We start from the raw sequence: 21,262 nt of genomic DNA on the forward strand, positions 1-21,262 counted from the left end.
CAGCTTAGTCCTAACTTGGTCTACGCTGGTAGGCAGTTGATTTCACTGTTAGATCTTTTTAAATAGCAGTGAGCCGTTAGTGCCACCGAAACCAAACGAGTTACACAGCGCATAGTCTAGTTTTACATCACGCGCAGTGTGGGCAATGTAATCCAGATCGCAGCCTTCATCCGGGTTATCCAGGTTGATGGTTGGTGATACTTTTTGGTCTTGTAGCGACAGTACCGTGATGATTGATTCTACCGAACCGGCAGCACCTAGCAGGTGACCCATCATAGACTTAGACGAGCCTACCATCACTTTGTCGGCAGCGGCGCCAAAGATGCTCTTAACCGCACTGGTTTCGGCCTTATCACCCGCAGGTGTTGAAGTACCGTGAGCATTGATGTAACCCACTTGCTCAGCATTGATGCCTGCATCTTTAATAGCGTTAGCCATAGCAAGTGCCGCACCGGCGCCATCTTCTGGCGGCGAGGTCATATGATAAGCGTCACCACTCATACCGAAACCAACAAGCTCGGCATAAATCTTCGCACCACGGGCTTTGGCGTGTTCATACTCTTCAAGAACCACAACACCGGCACCGTCAGACAGTACAAAACCGTCACGGTCTTTATCCCAAGGGCGTGACGCCGCTTGCGGGTTGTCGTTGCGCGTTGACAAGGCACGCGCCGCACTGAAGCCACCCATGCCCATAGGCGTAGAGGCTTTCTCAGCACCACCGGCAACCATGGCATCCGCATCGCCGTAAGCGATCATTCGTGCCGCATGGCCAATGTTGTGCAGGCCGGTTGTACAGGCGGTAACGATAGAAATGTTCGGTCCACGCAGGCCCTTCATAATAGAAAGGTGACCTGAGATCATATTAATGATGGTTGACGGCACATAAAATGGCGACAACTTGCGCGGCCCAACATTTAAAAGTTTTTCATGGTTTTCTTCGATCAGTGTTAAACCACCGATCCCTGAGCCCACAGCAACACCAATACGGTCGGCATTGGCTTCGGTCACTTCCAAGCCTGAATCATCTAAGGCTTGAATACCAGCGGCGATACCATATTGGATAAACAAATCCATTTTCTTGGCATCTTTTTTCGCCATGTATGCTTCGGCATCAAAATCTTTGATTAAACCAGCAAATTTGGTACCAAAATCTGTTGTATCGAAATGGGTTATAGCACCTATGCCACTTTGACCATTCAATAAGCCCTGCCAGGTTGACGCTACATCATTACCCAGCGGCGTAAGCATACCTAAGCCAGTAACTACGACTCGACGTTTAGCCACGGTGTCCTCCAAAAAGGGAATAAAAGATGGGGGTCTCAGATAGACTAAGGGCAGCGGATGCTGCCCTTAAAAGAAATGCGTTGATTACTCAGCGTGAGCTGTAACGTAATCGATAGCAGCTTGAACTGTAGTGATCTTCTCAGCTTCTTCGTCTGGGATCTCAGTATCAAATTCTTCTTCTAGCGCCATTACTAGCTCAACAGTATCAAGAGAGTCCGCACCTAGATCATCAACGAAAGACGCTTCAGATTTTACTTCTTCTTCTTTAACACCTAGTTGCTCAACGATGATTTTCTTTACGCGTTCTTGGATGTCGCTCATTCTTCTTTCCTTTATTTAAACGCTACTGCGTTATTTTTTCAGATTGCGGCGTAGTTTACGCAGCATATTTGTCTGATTCAAGGATTTGCCCTGAGTTTTTTCTCTGGTCAAACCTGTATCAAAGTAAAGTTGCACTTTTATCGCCCATTTTCATAGCGATTTCAAGTATGTTTAAAGCAAGATCACAAAAACTTCAATCTTTTTAGTCGAGTTTTTGTGACCTTTCTTGGCCCCGATAGAGCCTTAAACCATATACATCGCGCCGTTAACGTGCAGAGTTTCGCCGGAAACGTACGCCGCGGCGTCAGACGCCAAATAGCATACAGCCGCTGCAATTTCATTCGGTTGACCAAGACGACCAGCCGGTACATTGGCAAGCGTTGCCGCCTTTTGCTCTTCGGTTAGCTCGTCTGTCATATCGGTTTGGATAAAGCCAGGAGCAACAACGTTCACCGTGATACCACGTGAGGCCACTTCACGAGCCAACGACTTAGAAAAACCAATTACGCCCGCTTTCGCAGCAGCATAGTTGGCCTGACCAGCGTTACCCATGGTGCCCACAACAGAACCTATGTTGATGATACGGCCCGACTTTTTCTTCATCATAGGACGCAATACGGCTTTTGACAGGCGGAAGATAGACGATAGGTTAGTATCGATAATATCCTGCCATTCGTCGTCTTTCATGCGCATTAGCAGATTATCGCGAGTGATACCGGCATTGTTTACCAATACATCTATGTCACCCAGATCTGCTTTAATCGCCGCCAAAGTTGCTTCGATTGACTCGGCATCGGTCACGTTTAGCTTATATCCCTTGCCGTTCTCACCAAGGTAAGCTGAGATCTTCTCAGCACCACCGTCGCTGGTTGCCGTGCCCGCAACTTTTGCGCCCTGCGCAACCAATTGCTCAGCAACTGCTTTACCAATACCACGGCTTGCACCTGTTACTAGGACTACTTTGCCCTCTAGGGAAAATAAATTTGCCATTTTTGTTCTCTTTTATTTAGCTGCTTCTGCGCTGGCACTGTCGTTAACAGCGCTGCAATCAAGGGTTTTATCAATTCGTTTTACCAGGCCGGTTAGAACCTTGCCAGGACCAAATTCAAAGGCCTGAGTAACGCCCATTTTAGCAATGGCTTGTACGGTTTCAGTCCAGCGAACTGGGCTGTAAAGCTGGCGTACCAAGGCATCTTTAATGGCTTCAACATCCTGCTCGGCAGCCACATCAACGTTGTTGATCACCGTGTATTGAGGCGCGTTTAGTGCTAAAGCGTCAAGGTCGCCTTTAAGCTGCTCGGCGGCAGGCTTCATCAGTTCACAGTGTGAAGGTACACTTACCGCAAGCGGCAGTGCACGCTTAGCACCTGCTTCTTTACAGGCTTCGCTGGCGCGATCTACGGCTTCTTTATTGCCGGCGATCACCACCTGGCCCGGTGAATTGTAGTTCACTGGCGCAACTACCTGGTCTTGGGCACTGTCGGCACAGGCTTTAGCAATTGCATCATCGTCAAGACCAATGATGGCCGCCATTGAACCTACACCAGCAGGTACGGCTTGCTGCATATATTGACCGCGCTTTTCAACCAGCTTAACGCCATCGGCCAGGCTCAGTACACCGGCACATACCAGCGCCGAGTATTCGCCTAGACTGTGACCAGCCAATACCACTTCTTGCTCTGCACCGCCTAGTTGTTGCCAGTGACGGAAAATAGCCACTGAAGAACACAATAACGCAGGTTGTGTACGGTGAGTTTGATTTAGCTCTTCTTCTGGACCATTAAGCACTAGCTCTGCCAAGTCATAGCCAAGGGCTTCTGATGCTTCTGCAAAGGTGGCTTTAACTACCTCAGACTCGCTCAGTAGCTCGGATAACATGCCAACGCTTTGTGAGCCTTGACCAGGAAATAATATTGCGATTTTTTCAGACATATGCTGCTCTTTCGTATTGTTTTAGCGATGTTCGCGAATTTTGGCAGGCATTAATGAGGAGGGAGTTTACGAGTTTTCTGCGCTCGTATCTGGCGTTGGCTCGTTCTCAGCAAAGGCCGCTTGAATCTTCTCGGGCAACTGTCGTTGCACTTCCTTAACAGCCTCATTAATTGCCGCTAGAAATGCACTTGCCGATGCATTCCCATGACTTTTAACCACTATACCGCGCAATCCTACCAAAGATGCGCCGTTATACTGGTCGGGGTTCACCTTTTTATAGATCTTTTTTATGACAGGCATAAGTAATAGCGCCAAGCCACGATAAAGCAAATGCTTTTTCAAGGCTTTAGTCATCTTATGCATGATCAGTTTTGCAATTCCTTCACAGGTTTTTAGTGCCACATTACCGACAAAACCTTCACAGACGATCACATCGGCCTTGCCACTGAAAATATCACTACCCTCGCTGTAACCCGTGTAGTTAATGCTGTTACAGCGCGTCATCAACTGAGCTGCCTCTTTGATACCCTCATGACCCTTAATGTCTTCGGAGCCGATATTGAGCAAGCTGACCTTAGGGTGTTCAATGTCTTGCACCTCGCGCGCCACCACAGCGCCCATGATCCCGAATTGATACAGGGTATGAGCATCGCAATGGACATTGGCGCCTAGATCCAATAAATAAACCGGTCGTTTTGTTTCCGTGGGTACCGAAGAGATCAGCGCCGGGCGTTTAATGCCGGGCAACATTTTCAGAACATAATGGGCAATGGCGAATAACGCCCCTGTGTTGCCGGAACTTACACAGGCCTGAGCTTCCCCGGATTTAACCAAATCAAGGGCCACACGCATAGACGCATCTTTTTTATTACGTAACGCATACGCGGGTTCATCGGCATTGGTGACGATTTGCGTACAATGTTTGATTTTTAAGCGTGGGTGCTGCAGCGCGTCTAAACGGGAAAGCTGCTCTTGAATTAGGGTTTCATTACCGCAGAGGATCAGGGTAAGTGAACTATGAAGATGGACCGCTTCAACTGCGGCTGGGATAGATGAACGGGGGCCGTAATCGCCCCCCATCATATCTAACGCAATGGTTAGACTGCGTTGCATAAAGCAATCTCTTACTTAGAAATTACTTTAACGCCTTTGTAGTAGCCGTCTGCAGTGATGTGGTGACGACGGTGAGTTTCACCAGTCACTTTATCAACTGTTAGAGCTGGACCACTGATCGCATCGTGTGAACGACGCATACCACGTCTTGCACGAGACTTCTTGCTTTTTTGTACCGCCATTAGCCTTCTCCTAAGAATCTTTCTTAAGTTGTTTCAAAATTTCAAATGGATTTGGTTTTTCATCTTCTTCGTCGATTTTACCAAAGCTTTTTTGTTGCTCTGAGTAACGACAAGATGCTTCGTCATGCATAGGCACGATAGGAATGGCCAAAATCAACTCGTCTTCAACTAATTGTCGAATGTTGACTTCTCCGTTCTCATCTAGCTCCACAAGATCGTAGTAATCAGGGAGATGATCTGACTCTGCACCCATGCCAACCGGCGTATACGCAAAGTCTTGTTCCAAATCCAACCCAAACTCTTCATTACAACGCTGACAAATAAGGGTGGCTCGGGCCTTTAAAGAACCACTTAGCACAGTTAAACCTTGTTCGTCCTGCTTGCAATGAATTTGTACCGCTATTTCACCACTTTTATCCAGCACAACTTGCTCGAATCGAGAAAGTTCTTCAAACATCACCACGCCATCATAACTTAGCTGACGCTGTGCTGCCCTGCCCGGATCAAGGGTGACGGGAATCTTCACCTTTTGCATAGGGGCTGCATCATATAGATAGTTATCATTAGAGTCAAAATAAAATTCGACTTTCCTTTTGTTTTTCGCCCGATTGCGCCGTATTCTAGAGCCGATATTTAACAATTCGATGATCGGGCAATGAAAACAGCTTTTATCTTAGCCTCAAGTTCGCCTTTTAGGCAGCAATTATTAAAAAAAATTATCCCTGAATTTCACCATTTTTCACCCGAAATTGACGAGTCAGCCAAAGCCGACGAAAAGCCGGAGCAACTGGTACGCCGTTTGGCTCTGGAAAAAGCCCAAACCGCGTGTAACTTGTATGACAAAGGGCTGGTGATTGGTTCAGATCAGGTGGCTCTGCACCAGGGGGATATACTTGGAAAACCCCATACCGTGGCCAAGGCCGAAGCGCAGCTGGCTCGTTTTAGCGGCGAAAAAGTCACCTTTTTAACCTCTTTAGCCCTGCTCGACATAGAAACGGGCAAAAATACGGTAATAGTCGAGCCATTTGAGGTTCATTTTCGCCACTTAAGTGCCGAGCAAATACGTCTTTATGTGGCCAAAGAGCAACCGCTTAATTGTGCCGGCAGCTTTAAAAGCGAAGGCTTGGGGATTTGTCTTTTTGAAGCCCTTAAGGGCGATGATCCCAATGCTCTAGTTGGCCTGCCTTTATTGCGCCTTAATCAGCTATTGTTAGATTGGGGCATAGATCCGCTGGCGCTGTAACTGTGCCAGCACACCAGCACAAAAATGGCGCTTAAAATAGCGCCAATAATTCCCGATAACTGTTTACAGTCGCCTTGGGGTTGAAGATTTCCAGTTCTTCCTTGGCATGCACACCAAAGGTCACGCCTATGCTATCAACCCCGGCATTGGCTGCCAGTTGCATGTCGATTTGCGTATCCCCTATCATCACCGCCTGCTGTGGCGACAGTTGATAAAAGGCAAGGATTTGCTCCAGCATCTGCGGATGCGGCTTAGATTGGGCCTCACAAGCAGTACGGGTTATATCAAAAAAATGCGTCAGACCGGTTTCACCCATTAATCTGTCTAAGCCCTTACGGCTTTTACCGGTTGCCACCGCCAAGGCATAACCTTTATTCTTTAGCGCCGTGAGCGTGCTTTCAACATCATCAAATAGCGGCGTTGGTGTGGTGTCAACGGCCAGATAATGGTGCTTATATTGCTCTTCAAGGGCCTGATGAAACTCGCTATGCTCGGGGAACAAGGTGGCCACCGCGGTATCTAGGCTTAGGCCTATGATATTCTTTGCGCTCACCGGGTCGGGCTCGGGCACGCTCAATGCGCGCGCCGCACTTTGCAGTGTCGCCACAATTTTCGGCACCGAGTCCATAATGGTGCCGTCCCAATCGAATATCAGCAGCTCTTTGTTATTGATTTTGCTCACGTAAGCGTCCTAAACAATGTTCCAATGCCGCATCTAAAGGCGCTTCCAGAGCCAAGGTAGTTTCCGTTTGCGGATGGAAAAAGCGCAGCTCACGAGCGTGCAAGAATAAGCGGTTTAAGCCCTGAGCACGCATTTGCGCATCAAAAGCTTGATCGCCATATTTATCATCACAGGCGATAGGATGACCCTTACACTGAGTATGCACACGAATTTGGTGAGTACGCCCGGTCACAGGTGATGCCTGCACCAAGGAGCAATTTTCAAAACGCTCCAGAACGCGAAAACGCGTATGGGAGGCTTTACCGCGCTCATGGTCAACACGCACCACGCGCTCACCGGATTGCAGGGTATTTTTATTTAGCGGCTCATTCACATTACGCACCTTGGCATCCCACTGCCCGGCTACTAAGGCCCAGTAGTTCTTCTCCATGGTTTTTTCGCGCAATTGCTCGTGCAGAGACTTCAAGACCGAGCGTTTTTTCGAGATAAGCAGACAGCCCGAGGTATCTCGGTCTAAGCGGTGCACCAGCTCCAGGTTTCTGTCATTGGGGCGCAGCGCACGCAATGCTTCGATAAGACCAAAACTCAAGCCACTACCACCGTGCACAGCCATACCGGCAGGCTTGTTGATAACAATAAGATATTTGTCTTCAAACAAGATGGCATCTTCGAGCTTACTCACCTTATCTAAATTGGTCGGTATAGGCTGCTCGCTGCGCTCGGCCACCTTAATCGGCGGAATACGTACAGTATCACCCGCTTGTAATTTATACACAGGCTTGACACGTTTTTTATTCACCCGCACCTCGCCTTTGCGCAAAATACGGTATACCGCACTTTTTGGCACCCCTTTGAGTTTGGTTATCAAAAAGTTATCTATGCGTTGTCCGCTGTAGTCTTCATCAACGGTTACAAAGCAAACCTGGGTGCCAATTGTCTCTTTCATTACCTAATCACTGATTTGAGTCATAATTTAGTTGCTTATGCTGAGGTTTTAGTGGGATAATCGCCCTTGTAAAACCTGTGCATAACACAAGATTTTACATCACCTTTGGTTTTAACCAAAACTTGCGTGCAACACATTCTGGGAATGGCGATCATACAGATTCGAGCTCGTATTTCCACAGCTTTATCACCCAGAAACCACGTGAATGCAGTGACAAACAATGCGCGTAATAGATTGTTTGTTTGGCTGCGACCGCAAGTGGTGATTAGCCCAACGGGGTAATAATAGGAAACGAAGAATAGAACATTAGGTCTTTTGCGCACGATTCAGCATTAAATAGAACGTCAGCGAACGGCCTGTAATTAAACAAAATCATAATGCTATCGACCACCATTTGGTGTAACGGTAAACGACTATTGCCTTGTGCGTCGCCTGTCAGCCCCTAGCTGAGGGCATAAACTTAGATGTGGTGTAGTGGCTCAAAATTACTGCCAAACCACTCCAAGGTAGATTTAAAACGTTAAGCTTTTTCGTTAAAAGCCCAGTCGTGAGACTGTACCTAAGACACAAAGAAGAGCGCCGAACGACCCAAATCAGGTCGGGCACTATGTAAAGAATTTAAGAGTAACAATATGAAACGCATGCTAATCAATGCGACGCAGCAAGAAGAAATGCGCGTAGCACTGGTTGATGGCCAGCGCCTGTACGATCTAGACATCGAAAGCCCTGGACACGAACAAAAGAAAGCAAACATCTACAAGGGTAAAATTACCCGTATCGAACCTTCACTTGAAGCCGCTTTTGTTGACTACGGCGCCGAACGCCATGGCTTCTTACCACTGAAAGAAATTGCCCGCACTTACTTCCCTAGCGGTTATACCTTCAGCGGCCGTCCTAATATCAAGGATGTGATCCGTGAAGGTCAGGAAGTGATCGTCCAGGTTGATAAAGAAGAACGTGGCCAAAAAGGCGCTGCGCTAACCACCTTTATCAGTGTTGCCGGTAGCTACCTGGTGCTTATGCCAAATAACCCTCGTGCTGGCGGTATTTCTCGTCGTATCGAAGGGGATGAGCGCGCCGAGCTTAAAGAAGCGCTAAGCCGCCTGGACCTGCCTAAAGGCATGGGCCTGATTGTTCGCACCGCAGGTGTAGGCAAATCATACGAAGAGCTTGACTACGACTTAAAAGCGCTTCTGGTACATTGGCAGGCGATTAAAGATGCAGCCGACAGCGGCAAGGCACCTTTCTTAATTCACCAGGAAAGCAACGTTATTTTCCGCGCTATTCGTGACTATCTGCGTCGCGATATCGGTGAAATCCTAATCGACAAGCCGCGCGTATTCGAAGAAGCAAAAGCCCATATCGAACGCTTCCGCCCAGACTTTATGAATCGCGTGAAGCTGTACCAAAACGATGTGCCCCTGTTTACGCATTATCAAATTGAAAGCCAAATCGAGTCGGCCTTCCAACGCGAAGTACGTCTGCCTTCTGGTGGTTCAATCGTTATTGACCCGACGGAAGCACTGACCTCTATCGATATCAACTCGTCAAAAGCGACAAAAGGTAGCGATATTGAGGAAACCGCACTTAATACCAACTTGGAAGCCGCCGATGAAATCGCCCGCCAGTTACGCCTGCGTGACCTGGGTGGTTTGATTGTTATCGACTTTATCGATATGACGCCGCCGCGCCATCAACGTGAAGTAGAAAACCGCCTTAAAGATGCGGCACGTCAAGACCGTGCCCGCGTGCAGATCGGCAAGATTTCTCGTTTTGGCCTGTTGGAAATGTCACGTCAGCGCCTGCGCCCTTCACTGGGTGAAGCGAGCCAAGGCAGCTGCCCACGTTGTAGTGGCCAAGGTACCATTCGTTCAAACGAGTCTATCGCCTTGTCTATCTTGCGCTTAATCGAAGAAGAAGCGATCAAGGACAATACCGCTCAGGTTAATGCTCAGGTACCGGTTGCCGTTGGCGCCTACCTGCTCAACGAAAAGCGCCGCAGCGTGCAGCGCATCGAAAAACGACACAACTGTGATGTGGTGATCATTCCTAATCAACATATGGAAACACCGCATTACGAAGTCGTACGTTTAGCAAAGACGAGACCCTAGAAGCAGCAAGCTACGAGCAAATCATTGAGCCGGAGCCGGAAGCAATTGAGTACTCACGTGCGCCGGCTATGCCACAACGTGAAGAGCCTGTGCTTAAAGGTGTAGTCATGCCACACGAGCCTGCGCCTGTTGCTCAGCCTAAAGCGGCCAGCCCTCAAGCCAAAGCGCCTGCACAACTAGGCCTGCTTGAGCGCATCGGTAAATGGCTTAAAGGCCTGTTCGGCGGCGAAGAGCAAAAAGAGCAAGATAAAAAGTCAGGTCAAGAAGAGCAAAAAGAGCGCCGCTCTGGTGAACGTCGTCGCAATAACCAGCGTCGTCGCAGCAATCAGTCGCGTAACCGTGGTAAAGGCCCGCAGCAAAAAGGCGGTGAAAAGCCAGAAGCTGAGAAGAGCGAAAGCAACGAGCAAAATCGCAGCGATGAGCGCGGCGGCCAACGTGGTGGTCAGCGCAGCAACGAGCGTGATGACAATCGTGGCTCGGATAACCGTAATAAACGCCGTCGTTCGCAAAACCGTCGTCGCGATAACCGCAACGATAACGAGGAAGTGCGCAAAGAAGCGGTTGTTGAAGCTCAAGAAGAGCAACAACAAGAGCAAGATCAAAAGCCTAAGCAGCGCCGTCAGCGCCGTAACCTTCGTAAGAAGGTACGTGTGTCAAATCAGACAGAGCAAACGCTTACAACCGAAACAGCAACGCCTGTGGTTGAGCCTGCAGTAGATGCTCAAGAGCAACAAGCAGCGCCGGTTGCTGCAGCAACTCAGGAAGTTGCTGTGCAAGAACAGCAAGCTGATGCAGCACAAGAAAAGGCTTCACCAAAAGCTGAATCTAAGCCTGCACCTAAGGCAGAGCCAAAAGCAGAGCCAGCAGCTCAGGTGGAAAACGCCAACGCTGAGACGCAAGAAGGTGAAGAGCAAGCTGAGGGTGAAAAAGAAGGCCGCACTCGCAGCCGTCGTTCACCACGCCACCTGCGCGCCGCCGGTCAACGTCGTCGCCGTGAAAAGCAAGAAGGCGAAGTGGAAAAGGCTGCCTTTATTCCGGTAGCGGATCAAGCCATGGCGGAAGAAGCGAAGCAAGATACTGTACCTGCAGAGCAAACAGTCGAGCAGTCGGTAGAAACGCCGGTGCAAGTAGCCGTTGAAACTGCTCCAGCACCAAACCAAGAGAGCCCAGAGCCTCAAGCCGAAGTGGTTGCAGAAACTGTTGAGCCACAAGCTGAAGAAACGGTTGTTGAAACGCCTGCGACTAGCAGCGAAGAGCCTGCGGTAGAAGTTATCGCCGAGCAAGATGAAGCGAAACCAGTTGAAGTTGAAGTTGAAGCTCAGGTTGAAACACTTGCCGAGACTGATGTCGAGACTTCCGTCGAAACTGCTGTCGAAACTGCCGTCGAAACTGCTGTCGAGACAGTTGTTGAAACACCAGCCGAGCCTGTTCAAGAGGAAAAGGTTGAAGTTGTAGCTGAAGAAGCACCTGTTGCGGAAACTGCAGAAGCCCCACAAGTTGAAGCAGAGGTTACAGCAACGGTTGAGCCAGCAGCTAAAGCCGTACGCGCAATCGGTCACGCCTCTGCGCCTATGACACAGCCGGTAACCCCAGCCATGCAACCTCTGGGTGAATTGCCACAGCCAATGCCTGCAGAGCAGCGTGCTGCCGTGGTCAACAGTGGCTTGAAGCCAGGTTCAGTTGCACCTGTACACCATGCATTCTGTGGCGCGGCGACACCAAAAGCCCCACAGATTGCCGCTGAGCCGGTGCCTGAAGTAGCTCAGGCTGATGCCGAGTAATTAAGGTAAACGAAAAAAGCCGCTGATTTCAGCGGCTTTTTTTATGTCTTTTATATTCCTAAGACTAGAAGCAGGTTTACCCCCTACTCCTTATCCAAATGCTCAAGCTGATCTTTTAGATTTGGCGGCACGCCCTTGATAGTCAGGGTGTCATTAACCGGGTCGTAAATAACCCGCTCACCCAAGTGCTTGCGCTCAAAGCCAACGCTCACTCCACCACCCATGCCAGATAACTTCACCATGCCGGTTACGGTTTTCTTATCGATCGGGAATGACTCGGCCAAATCATAATTTTGCTGCTGATAAAAATCGTTAAAGCTGTTCTCATCATCCTTGCTGATAGCCTTACCAATTTCATCGATTTGAGCATCTTCGCCACTGCTTAAGCGGTCACTGCAATAATCAAAGACTTCGCGACGACGTTCATCTTTTTCCGTCTTGTCTAAGCCTTGCTCGCTTAGGTAGTCTTCAACTGCGTTCAACATGGAGCGACTTTGTTGTTTCGGGTCGATACCTTCTTCACAGCCGAGGAAGTCCAAGAAGAAATCGGCAACCTTACGCCCGGCTCGACCTTTGATAAAGGAGATATAACGGTTATCGTCTGCCTGCGTGTCCCAGGCTGCTAAGTCGATGCGCGCCGCCAATTGCATGCGGGTGATATCCAGGTGACGAGAAGAAGCCAAGTCCAGCTCAGAGGTAATGCTGTAATGCTCTTTAATATTAATTAGGGCAATTAAAATATATTCCGTGGCAACATACTGATAATGACAAAACACCAGATAGCCGGTTTCATTAAAGGCATATTTATCAAGCTCTTCTTTTAATACCGTAGCGGCCTGCTCGGTGACTTGCCAAAAGCCAAGCTCATGATTACGGTAGCTTTGCATGGCACTTGCCACAACGCTGCTTTTGTCTGCACTGAAGGCACAAAAACCCTTGCCTGGCTTGCCGTTATAGGCGTGATGTAACTGCTCGATAAACACATTAACGCGCTCATTGATGGGCATTTCGTCATTGCGCAAGTGAATTTGGGTATTACCGTCGTCTTTATCGACGTAATGTACAACCAGCTTCTTAACCTCAGTGGTCATCTTTGTTTTTCACTCCTACGGTGTTAAAATACAAGGACATATATAAATCAGTAATGAACCACCGATGCCAGCGTTATCCAAATATACCAATGAAGAAGTAGAACAACTTGTCGACCAGCTTGTAGCTGTACTTGCCGAAAAAAAGGCACCGGTTGATTTAAGCCTGATGTGTCTGGGCAATACTATCACGCATATTATTAAAGAGCATGTGCCTGCGGCAAAAAGAGCTGCCGTGGCGAAAAACTTTGCTAATGCCCTAACGGATTCGTTGAAGTAACCAATGAACCTGACAACGCAAAATCAATTTTCTTCTCGATTCAGTCAGTTACTGGCCTGGGGTCACTGGTTTACCCTGGCTAATATTGGTCTTGCGTTGTTGCTTAGCCTTGCCTATTTATTCGCCGATGCGCATCCAGCAACGGCTATCGGCACCTTTTATATGGTGGTGACCTGGTTAAGCCACACCGCCTTTATTACTTTTCTAGCCTTTGTGCTGACCATATTCCCGCTGTCCCTGGTTTTTCCCTATCCTCGGCATATTCGCGGCATGGCCTCGGTGCTGGCCACCATAGGCATGACCTTGCTGGCGGTGGATGCCTTTGTTTATTACAACCTGGGATATCACCTGAATTACAGTGCCTTAGGGGAAATTTTATCCCTGTTTTGGCGCAATGTAAGTAATACCCCAGCGTTGTCGACCCTGATGGTAAGTGCCTTTGTCATGTTGATTTTGGCCTATCAGCTGATCGTCAGTAATTATGCCTGGCACCATCTGGGCGACCTCAAACGCCTGCGTATTGGTCGCACCATCACCACTGCATTAGTGGTGTGTTTTGCCCTTAGCCACAGCATTCATATTTGGGCCGACGCCGAACTAAAATTTGATATCACCAAGCAGGATAATATGTTGCCTTTGTCATACCCGACTACGGCAAAATCCCTACTGGCCAAAAATGACTTACTGGATCTGAAACGTTACGAGCAAGAGCGCTCGGTTAATGTCAATGCGCCCAATGTCAGCTTTGTGATGCCAGCGCAATTGCCAAGCTGCAACCTGGCGCCGGATGCCGCCGCAGTTGATATTCGCTTGTTTAGCACTCAGGCCGACTTAGCCCGCTTTATCCAGGCTAACCCGACACTACAACAGGTTGCCCCTATTTTGCACCCAACCAGCGCTGAAGACACTATATTCAATGCCCTGTATGGCTTACCCAGCTATTACCGCCAAAGCATGAGCAAGGATCACATAGATCCGCTGTGGCGACGTACGCCTTTGACGCTGCAAACGAATCTAGCGCAATTTGATTTTATTCATGACGATGCCGACGCCCTGGTCACAGTCTCCCTTGATGAGCACACGCCGGTGCAAGACTCGCATACAGTCTTTGCCTTTACCCTTGCCAGCGAAAGCACAGAGCGCATCACGACAATTAATCAGTTGTGGAGCTCAGACACGCGTTTGCAGGGTTTAGGTCATATAGTGCAACCCCAGGACATACTGGCCACAGTGCTTGCCGAACATTGGCAGTGCCCAGAGTTGGCAGCCAGTGCATTAATTGCCAATAATATGCTGGGTAATGACACTCAGCCCAATATCAATTACTCACAAGGGGTGTTTATCGCCCTGCGCAAAGACCGCATTACCTTGTTAAGCAGCGATGGCAGTTATAAACATATTTCCGCCAGCGAGGGCTTTAATGTCGACCAAGAACTTAATGTGCCTTTTTTAATTCAAGGCCTTAAGCAGCTCAAACGCTTTAACGCGCAATAAAACGGATAAAAAACAACCACCTCGCTTTAATACCTTTGGCTTACTTCCGTGACATTCAATTTTAGTTCATCTATATTGGGTAAGGAATGAGAACAATAATTAAGCGAGGTGAAATAGTGACTAGTAGATTAGCACTCCTAAGAAGTGTGTTAATACTTAGCGCGGCGCTGCCAGTTTTGGGTTATGCCAATACCACATATTTTAAGTGTCAAACGTCAGAAGGCACGGTATTTAGCCAGTTCCCTTGCGATAAAAATGCGAAGGAACAAGAAGTAACACATACCAAGTCTCCTCAACGAGGCCCAAAAGAAGACTACAACAAGCAACTATCCGAGCTGGAAAAGGAAAATAAGCGCGACAGCATCAATATGCAAATTCGCAGCACCAAACATAAGGTGGTGATGTTAAAGCGCGAGCGCAGTGCAAAAACCCTGGCCGAAGAACAACGCCTGGAGCGTCTGATGTCAGATGACGAGCGCAAGGCACTGAAAAAAGAGGTTCAGGTTAATATCAAGGACATTGAACGTCGCTATACTCAGCGCATTAAAGAAACCGAACAAAAGCTGGCAAGGTTAGAAAAGTCCCTGGCAAAATATCAATAACACTTGCAAAGACTTAGAACCATGGCTTAAGGTAGGTTAGAGTTTATACTCTAGAGGCTTTAACTGTGTATGCACAAGCAATAGCGCAACAAATTCTTAATGGGTTTTTCCATCATTATAAGTTGTTCCAATCGATCACGGCGCAAGCTCCCCAAGCCTTTGCCAAGCGTGATTGGGCGACCATGCGTCATATCGCCAGTTTGCGCATTAGCTATTATGATACCCGCGTTAATGAAACCGTCGACACTCTGGCCTGTGTGGTCAGTGATCCGGCGGACGATCCCCAGCTGTGGATAGACACCAAGGAATGCTATAAGCAGTTTTTAACCTTTCACCCTCAGGCTGAGCTCGCAGAAACCTTTTATAACTCGGTGTTTTGTCGTTTATTTGAACGCAAATACTACAATAACGACTTTATTTTCGTTCAGGCGACCCTAGCCGATGCCCCGGCGCTGCCGGTGGAGGCCGAATATCGCAGCTACTTTCCCGTGGTTGAAGGCCTCAAACCCACCATTCGCCAAATTATCACTCAGTTTGAGTTTGGTTGTGCCTTTGCCAATTTAGAACGTGATATTCGCTTGTTATTAAAGGCTTTTATAAAACAAGCGCCAGATACCCATGTTAAAAGCCACCAAATGCGCTTTGACATACTGCAGGCCCCCTTTTATCGCGGTCAGGCCGCCTATATCGTCGGTCGTATAGTTTCATCAACTGGCTCCCAGCCCTTTATCATTGCTGTATTGCATAACAAAGACCGCGGCCTCTATATCGACGCCCTGCTCACGCGTTCATCGCAAATGCGGGTGATCTTCGGCTTTGCCCGCGCTTATTTTATGGTGCAAACTCATGCGCCGTCGGCCCTGGTGCACTTTCTCAATCAACTCATGCCCGGCAAAACCAAGGCGGAACTCTATAACGCCATAGGTTTTCATAAGCAGGGCAAAACCGAATTCTACCGTGAGCTACTGGCACATATGCAGCATGCTCAGGAGCGCTTTGAGCTGGCCGCCGGTACTCCGGGCATGGTGATGATGGTTATCAACCTGCCATCTTTCCCTTACGTATTTAAAATAATCCGCGACCGCTTTGGCTCCAGTAAACCCTTTGGCAGACAAACCGTACTCGAGCGTTATCAACTGGTTAAGCGCCACGACAGGGTTGGCCGCATGGCCGATACCTGGGAGTATTCCGATGTGGCTCTGCCCCTGAGTTGCTTTAGCGATGAATTACTGCAGCAGTTGGAAAACAGCATTGCTAATTCCATGCGTATCGAAGGCGATATGCTGATCATCAAGCACCTCTATATCGAACGCCGTATGACGCCGCTAAACCTTTACCTGCAAGAGGTGAATGAGGAAAAAGCCGAGCACGCCATTATCGAATACGGTCAGGCACTTAAAGAAATGATCGCCGCCAATATCTTCCCCGGCGATATGCTGTTGAAAAACTTTGGCGTCACTAAGCATCAGCGTGTGGTCTTCTATGACTATGACGAAGTGCAATACCTTACAGATATGCAATTTCGCGAATTCGATTACAACGATGAGCACAGCATGTCGGTCGCCCCAAACGATGTGTTCCCGGCTCAGCTAACCACCTTTGTGTTACCTAACCCTACTCATAAAGAAATATTTATGCGTCATCATGGCGAGCTGACTGAAGCCGCCTATTGGCAGCAGGCACAGCAAAAAATTGTTCGCGGCGAATATAAACAGGTTTATCCTTATCCCAAAGAACAGCGATTTATACACCTTTGGTAGCCTATTCTGCTACCCAAGAATAAGCTAGACTAACTATAAATATAATAAATGGCATAGCGGAATGAACATAAACAAAATTGATTTAAATCTTCTCGTTTATCTCGATACCTTATTGCGCGAGTGTAATGTCACCAAGGCAGCCAATCAGCTCAGCATTACTCAGCCGGCCATGAGTAATGGCCTTAAACGCCTACGTAACCTTTTGAACGATCCCCTATTGGTGCGCACCAGTGAGGGCATGGTCCCTACAGAGCGCGCCTTAGAGCTGCAACCTGTGATCCGCGGGGTGCTGATGACCCTGGAAGAAACCTTAGCCCCTAACCGCGACTTTGAGCCCGCCAGCAGTAAGCGCGTATTTCGCATTATGGCCAGTGACTATGCCGCCAGCACCTTGGCCCCACGCCTGTTAAGTAAACTCCATGCCGAAGCACCGGATACCACCTTGGATATACTGACGCCCAGTGATGTTAACTTCCACGACGTTGAAAACGGCAAGGTGGATATGGCCCTAAACCGTTTTGAGAAGCTGCCTCAGTCTTTCCACCACAAACGCATTTGGAAAGACAGCTTCTGCTGCCTAGTCAAATCCGACAACCCCATTTTAGAGCGCTTTAATTTAGAGAGTTATTTGCAGGCCAGACATATCTGGGTGAGTAAAACCGGTTTTGGCGTGGGTGTGGGTATGGATCCCAAGGACGTACAAAAGCTCGGCTGGGTTGACGAGGCCCTGGCACACTTTGGTAAACACAGAGACATTGCCACTTTCACGCGTAATTACCACGTAGCCATTCACCTGGCCAAAGAGCTGAACCTGGTGGCCACCTTGCCCTCTAAGGCGGCAAAAATATACAAAGACGACCCTGGGCTCACCATTTTAGAGCCGCCCTTCCCCATACCGCCGTTCGAGCTCGACATGATTTGGTCGCCGCTGCTGCATAGGGATGTGAGCCATATCTGGTTACGACAAAAAGTGGCAGAAGTGGCGCAGGAGTTAGCGTAAATCGGATGCAAATATAAAAGAGCCCAGCGACATAGCTGGGCTTTTTGTTTCAAAGGACAAGGTCGATTAGAGATACTTATCAATATTGATTTTGCGACTGTTAGCGTTCGCCTGCTTAACCGCGTCTAACATGGCATCTAGCTGCTCTCGCGCAAACACACGACCGTTTAGAATAACCGTACCTATGCTGCGAGTGTTGCCAATATCTGTAAGTGGATTTTGATTGAGTATTAGCAAGTCGGCACGTCGGCCAGGTTCAATAATACCGGCATTACTCTTCATCAATTCCGCTGGAACTCTGGTTGCGGTTGCCAGCGTTTGCGCCGGGTTCATGCCGCCTAAATTTAGCGATCTTAGTTCGTCATGCAATGAGAAGCCAGGTACCACCAGGTTGCCTCCCGCGTCTGTGCCCGCAACTATCTTAACGCCACGACGTACCATGGCTTTTAATAAAATATGATGCGCTTTCTCCCGCGCTTGCCAGAAAGTATCGCTCTTTTTGTAAGCCTCCTCCGACGCATCATTCACAGCTTCGAACTGATTATAGCCGGGTAACCAGCCCACTTTATATTCGCCGCCGTCTTTGGTGCCTTCAACCAGGCCTGGGTTGGCGTATTCCATATGTACTTCTTTTAATGCCTCCTCAAGATTGCTGAACTGATCATGGATGCTTTCCATAAACCATAAGACGGAATTTACTGTGATGTCATTCGCCAATAAGTCGTCAATAATCTCGTCGGCACGGGCTTCTACATGGGCATAGAAGGCCTCGCTGCCTTGCTTATTGATAGAACCAAACTCTCTGATCAGCACCCGCACAATTTCCTCAAGGTGAGCGACTTCCCGTTGTTGGGTGACCGCCAATTCCGAGAGCTCAAAGGTCAAAGGAAAATGACCCGTGGTTGGCACTCCCAATTCGGTGGCTAGTTTATTCACGGCACGGTAGGTCGGCATATCTAGGTGGTAGATTTTAATGGCGTCATAACCTTGCTCGGCAAACTCTTTGACCATGCTTTTAGCATGCTCAACATCCTGGGTATTTTTATGGAATGTAATAAACTCCCAAAATGCGCCCTCAAGCAGTCCCATAGAGTCGATGGGTGGGGAAGACACAAAGAGCCTAGGGCCAACGCGACCTTGGTCAATCTCTTCACGCAATTGTAAACGCTCGGCTGGGCCTCCCAAATCACGAATATGGGTGACGCCATTGGCAACGTAAAGCAATAAATCGTTGGGGCTCTTTAGAAGATGGGCATGTGAGTCCACCAAGCCCGGAATAAGATATTTACCCTGGCCAGGTATGACCCAAGCACCTGCGGGAATTGAGCCCTCGGTGGTCACCGAGAGAATCTCTCCCTTATCCAGGACCACAGTGCGATTGGGTAGCATGGTTTGGCCGTTAGGTGAGAGCACGCTGACATCCGTAATTACGGTTAACTGCCTGGGCGATGCAAAGGCGCGATGATCGACGACCTGAGTATGGGCGCCATAAATAAAATTAACGCCATTTTTAAACCAAGCGAGATAAGCGGCTGCGACAATGCTGACGCCAATAAAGAGACCAAAAAGCCATTTTAAAAGAGTTTTAAACATGGGGTATTTCCATCTGTTGTTGATGGAGTAATTTCAGCACACAGGTGAATCAAAAGCGTCCAGCCTTATAATATCAGACGTCCAATATGTTGTTTTTACAACTTTTTAGGCGCTATATCCGATCTAGCCGATAGAGCACTACTGGCATCGATACGCACTTGGCGTCAGCCCCGTAAGCTTTTTGAAGATGGCATTAAAACTGCTTTTTGAAGAAAACCCCGCATCCATAGCCAAATCAATTAATTTACGTTCGCTTTTTTGGTCGAGTTGCTCGCATACCTCGGCCACCCGGTATTCGTTAATAAATTGATTAAAATTTTTGCCGCCGGCTTGATTCAAGGTCTCTGACAATTGGTGCACACTCACACCAACCTGCTGTGCAAGTGTGGACAAGGTCAATTCGCTGTTCCGATAGAGGGCCTGGTTTTTGACTTCATCTTGAACCAATTTCAGTATGCTTGAACGCGTCTCTGGATCCAATACACCATCAGCAGAGGCTTTAGCACCGGAATCCTTTGGCTGCTCCAGTTGTGTTGTTAGTTGCCGAATATGAAAGAGACTTGGGTTACGCCACTGGACTACTGCAACAAAATAAACCATTAAAACCAGGAGGCAATCGGCAAGCAGATTGACGATAGGTGCCGAGTTAATAAAGTAAAACAACAGCTTTAAACTCCATATCCCGGCCATAAAGGCCACCAGGCTCCAAATCCACTTAAAAATATCTGGGCTATAAGAGGAGAGCGTTTGTTTAGCCTTGGCCTGGTAGCGACTGACCATGGTTATCAACAGCGCTAAATAGACGCCCACTTGTCCGTAAAAAACAATTTTTGTCAGAGTATGCTTGATAAGCGTGGTGTCGGGTACGGTGACAAAACTCAACGCCTTGTCGCCAGAAAACAGGATGTCGTAATTGAGCAGGTAGCATATTGCCAAGGGAAAAAGATGGAGAATATCACTGGCCTTAAGCGGCGCACCGGTAATGGCTGTTCGGCAATACAAATAGGTAAGAGCCCCATAACAAGCGGGTAGAAACACCAACCAAGCTATCAACCAAGTAAATTGACTTTCTCCTGCATCCACGATTAGTGGCAAAGCAAAAGTAGTAGCTATAAACAAGCACTGGATAGCCAATAACTTACTGGCGTAGTTAACCCGTTTGTCACTCACTAATAAGGTAAACAACAAAAAGCCCTGAAACCCGCCAATGGCCAATATTACAGTCTGAGTTTGCGACATTGTTATTTTTATTTTATGTCTGGTTAGATAAGGGCATAAGTCTATCTATTAACCGAACTTATGTCGATTTGTATCGGCTTATAAGTGTTGAGGAGAGGAGTGAGTTCACCAAGAGTGAACGAACAGCCCAAGGCAACGCCGCAGGGCCTAAGCTTGCGACCGAACGCCGAAAACGGTTAACCCGGGAGGGATCAACTTGCCTACATCCTGTAGGCAACCCTGCGGGCGCCTACGCGGCTCAAAATGCTCGCGGCATTTAGGTGCGCTCATATATCCCTATATTCGCCCCTTCGGGTGCTTCGCAGCACAAAACGCTCCCGGCGTTTTGTCGAACTAGGGTTCTCATCAAGGCCTCCCCACTCAGCTAGTGCTGTTAAAACAAAAAAGCCCTGCAGAGGAGTGAGTTCACCGCGAGTGAATGAACAGCCCAAGGCAACGCCGCAGGGCCGAAGCTTGCGACCGGGAGGGATAAGCTTGCCTACGTCCTGTAGGCAACCCTGCGGGCGCCTACGCGACTTAAAATGCTCGCGGCATTTAGGTGCGCTCATATATCCCTATATTCGCCCCTTCGGGTGCTTCGCAGCACAAAACGCTCCCGGCGTTTTGTC

Annotated in this window: 18 protein-coding genes and 1 pseudogene; 7 read left to right on the forward strand and 12 right to left on the reverse strand. The window is 48.4% G+C overall.

Annotated features, from left to right (window positions below):
• Positions 1-48 precede the first annotated feature (48 nt).
• The 7 genes from fabF to yceD all read right to left on the reverse strand — a co-directional run bounded on the left by fabF (position 49) and on the right by yceD (position 5,370).
• Positions 49-1,287, reverse strand: coding sequence for a beta-ketoacyl-ACP synthase II (fabF, locus tag C2M17_RS08940; RefSeq protein WP_105200469.1), 1,239 nt, complete (start codon positions 1,285-1,287; stop codon positions 49-51).
• 84 nt (positions 1,288-1,371) lie between these two features.
• Positions 1,372-1,608, reverse strand: a complete 237-nt coding sequence (acpP, locus tag C2M17_RS08945) for an acyl carrier protein (protein WP_010374019.1) — start codon at positions 1,606-1,608, stop codon at positions 1,372-1,374.
• 243 nt (positions 1,609-1,851) lie between these two features.
• Positions 1,852-2,598: a 3-oxoacyl-ACP reductase FabG gene (fabG, locus tag C2M17_RS08950; RefSeq protein ID WP_105200470.1), complete on the reverse strand. Its 747-nt coding sequence runs from the start codon at positions 2,596-2,598 to the stop codon at positions 1,852-1,854.
• Between the two features lie 12 nt (positions 2,599-2,610).
• Positions 2,611-3,540 carry an ACP S-malonyltransferase gene (gene fabD / locus C2M17_RS08955; protein WP_105200471.1) on the reverse strand — a complete coding sequence of 310 codons (930 nt, stop codon included), beginning with the start codon at positions 3,538-3,540 and terminating at the stop codon, positions 2,611-2,613.
• Between the two features lie 66 nt (positions 3,541-3,606).
• Positions 3,607-4,653 (reverse strand): phosphate acyltransferase PlsX, encoded by a 1,047-nt coding sequence (gene plsX, locus C2M17_RS08960; RefSeq protein WP_105200472.1) that lies wholly within the window; start codon positions 4,651-4,653, stop codon positions 3,607-3,609.
• An 11-nt stretch (positions 4,654-4,664) separates the two neighbouring features.
• Entirely contained in the window at positions 4,665-4,835 is a 171-nt protein-coding gene (gene rpmF / locus C2M17_RS08965) for a 50S ribosomal protein L32 (protein ID WP_105190738.1), read from the reverse strand.
• Positions 4,836-4,845: 10 nt separating this feature from the next.
• Complete coding sequence (gene yceD / locus C2M17_RS08970; RefSeq protein WP_105200473.1) at positions 4,846-5,370, reverse strand: 23S rRNA accumulation protein YceD; 525 nt, start codon at positions 5,368-5,370, stop codon at positions 4,846-4,848.
• Positions 5,371-5,490: 120 nt separating this feature from the next.
• Here yceD and C2M17_RS08975 point away from each other — a divergent pair, with 120 nt between their 5' ends.
• The gene (locus tag C2M17_RS08975) at positions 5,491-6,078 is read left to right on the forward strand and encodes a Maf family protein (protein WP_105200474.1); all 588 of its coding nucleotides are present in this window, start codon (positions 5,491-5,493) and stop codon (positions 6,076-6,078) included.
• Positions 6,079-6,109: 31 nt separating this feature from the next.
• Here C2M17_RS08975 and C2M17_RS08980 read toward each other — a convergent pair whose 3' ends face one another.
• Both C2M17_RS08980 and rluC read right to left on the reverse strand, forming a co-directional pair.
• On the reverse strand, positions 6,110-6,760 hold the full coding sequence (locus tag C2M17_RS08980; protein WP_325050666.1) for an HAD-IA family hydrolase: 651 nt from the start codon (positions 6,758-6,760) through the stop codon (positions 6,110-6,112).
• Complete coding sequence (gene rluC, locus C2M17_RS08985; protein WP_105200475.1) at positions 6,744-7,706, reverse strand: 23S rRNA pseudouridine(955/2504/2580) synthase RluC; 963 nt, start codon at positions 7,704-7,706, stop codon at positions 6,744-6,746. The genes C2M17_RS08980 and rluC overlap by 17 nt, the downstream gene beginning before the upstream one ends.
• A 632-nt stretch (positions 7,707-8,338) precedes the next feature.
• On the opposite strand from rluC, the pseudogene rne reads away from it, so the two are divergent.
• Positions 8,339-11,598, forward strand: a pseudogene (rne, locus tag C2M17_RS08990) (ribonuclease E).
• Between the two features lie 83 nt (positions 11,599-11,681).
• Here the strand turns inward: rne and yejK are convergent.
• A complete protein-coding gene (gene yejK / locus C2M17_RS08995; RefSeq protein ID WP_105200476.1) occupies positions 11,682-12,689 on the reverse strand; it encodes a nucleoid-associated protein YejK in 1,008 nt (335 codons plus the stop codon).
• A gap of 64 nt (positions 12,690-12,753) precedes the next feature.
• Here yejK and C2M17_RS09000 point away from each other — a divergent pair, with 64 nt between their 5' ends.
• From C2M17_RS09000 to C2M17_RS09020, 5 genes are all read left to right on the forward strand, one after another.
• Positions 12,754-12,966: a DUF1414 domain-containing protein gene (locus C2M17_RS09000; protein WP_105200477.1), complete on the forward strand. Its 213-nt coding sequence runs from the start codon at positions 12,754-12,756 to the stop codon at positions 12,964-12,966.
• Positions 12,967-12,969: 3 nt separating this feature from the next.
• Complete coding sequence (locus C2M17_RS09005) at positions 12,970-14,460, forward strand: DUF3413 domain-containing protein (RefSeq protein WP_105200478.1); 1,491 nt, start codon at positions 12,970-12,972, stop codon at positions 14,458-14,460.
• A 116-nt stretch (positions 14,461-14,576) separates the two neighbouring features.
• On the forward strand, positions 14,577-15,062 hold the full coding sequence (locus C2M17_RS09010) for a DUF4124 domain-containing protein (RefSeq protein WP_158677897.1): 486 nt from the start codon (positions 14,577-14,579) through the stop codon (positions 15,060-15,062).
• Positions 15,063-15,127: 65 nt separating this feature from the next.
• Entirely contained in the window at positions 15,128-16,822 is a 1,695-nt protein-coding gene (aceK, locus tag C2M17_RS09015) for a bifunctional isocitrate dehydrogenase kinase/phosphatase (RefSeq protein WP_105200480.1), read from the forward strand.
• A gap of 61 nt (positions 16,823-16,883) precedes the next feature.
• Complete coding sequence (locus C2M17_RS09020) at positions 16,884-17,822, forward strand: LysR family transcriptional regulator (RefSeq protein WP_105200481.1); 939 nt, start codon at positions 16,884-16,886, stop codon at positions 17,820-17,822.
• A gap of 66 nt (positions 17,823-17,888) precedes the next feature.
• Here C2M17_RS09020 and C2M17_RS09025 read toward each other — a convergent pair whose 3' ends face one another.
• Both C2M17_RS09025 and C2M17_RS09030 read right to left on the reverse strand, forming a co-directional pair.
• On the reverse strand, positions 17,889-19,415 hold the full coding sequence (locus tag C2M17_RS09025; protein WP_105200482.1) for an amidohydrolase family protein: 1,527 nt from the start codon (positions 19,413-19,415) through the stop codon (positions 17,889-17,891).
• A gap of 138 nt (positions 19,416-19,553) precedes the next feature.
• A complete protein-coding gene (locus C2M17_RS09030) occupies positions 19,554-20,654 on the reverse strand; it encodes a helix-turn-helix domain-containing protein (protein WP_105200483.1) in 1,101 nt (366 codons plus the stop codon).
• Positions 20,655-21,262: the final 608 nt, after the last annotated feature.

Source organism: Pseudoalteromonas sp. T1lg10, from assembly GCF_002964545.1.
Taxonomy (GTDB): domain Bacteria; phylum Pseudomonadota; class Gammaproteobacteria; order Enterobacterales; family Alteromonadaceae; genus Pseudoalteromonas.

Excerpts from the sequence above, each read along its gene's own strand:
- acpP (WP_010374019.1), bottom strand. The coding sequence starts at position 1,608 with ATGAGCGACATCCAAGAACGCGTAAAGAAAATCATCGTTGAGCAACTA.
- fabG (WP_105200470.1), bottom strand. The coding sequence starts at position 2,598 with ATGGCAAATTTATTTTCCCTAGAGGGCAAAGTAGTCCTAGTAACAGGT.
- fabD (WP_105200471.1), bottom strand. The coding sequence starts at position 3,540 with ATGTCTGAAAAAATCGCAATATTATTTCCTGGTCAAGGCTCACAAAGC.
- plsX (WP_105200472.1), bottom strand. The coding sequence starts at position 4,653 with ATGCAACGCAGTCTAACCATTGCGTTAGATATGATGGGGGGCGATTAC.
- rpmF (WP_105190738.1), bottom strand. The coding sequence starts at position 4,835 with ATGGCGGTACAAAAAAGCAAGAAGTCTCGTGCAAGACGTGGTATGCGT.
- yceD (WP_105200473.1), bottom strand. The coding sequence starts at position 5,370 with ATGCAAAAGGTGAAGATTCCCGTCACCCTTGATCCGGGCAGGGCAGCA.
- C2M17_RS08975 (WP_105200474.1), top strand. The coding sequence starts at position 5,491 with ATGAAAACAGCTTTTATCTTAGCCTCAAGTTCGCCTTTTAGGCAGCAA.
- rluC (WP_105200475.1), bottom strand. The coding sequence starts at position 7,706 with ATGAAAGAGACAATTGGCACCCAGGTTTGCTTTGTAACCGTTGATGAA.
- yejK (WP_105200476.1), bottom strand. The coding sequence starts at position 12,689 with ATGACCACTGAGGTTAAGAAGCTGGTTGTACATTACGTCGATAAAGAC.
- C2M17_RS09000 (WP_105200477.1), top strand. The coding sequence starts at position 12,754 with ATGCCAGCGTTATCCAAATATACCAATGAAGAAGTAGAACAACTTGTC.
- C2M17_RS09005 (WP_105200478.1), top strand. The coding sequence starts at position 12,970 with ATGAACCTGACAACGCAAAATCAATTTTCTTCTCGATTCAGTCAGTTA.
- C2M17_RS09020 (WP_105200481.1), top strand. The coding sequence starts at position 16,884 with ATGAACATAAACAAAATTGATTTAAATCTTCTCGTTTATCTCGATACC.
- C2M17_RS09025 (WP_105200482.1), bottom strand. The coding sequence starts at position 19,415 with ATGTTTAAAACTCTTTTAAAATGGCTTTTTGGTCTCTTTATTGGCGTC.
- C2M17_RS09030 (WP_105200483.1), bottom strand. The coding sequence starts at position 20,654 with ATGTCGCAAACTCAGACTGTAATATTGGCCATTGGCGGGTTTCAGGGC.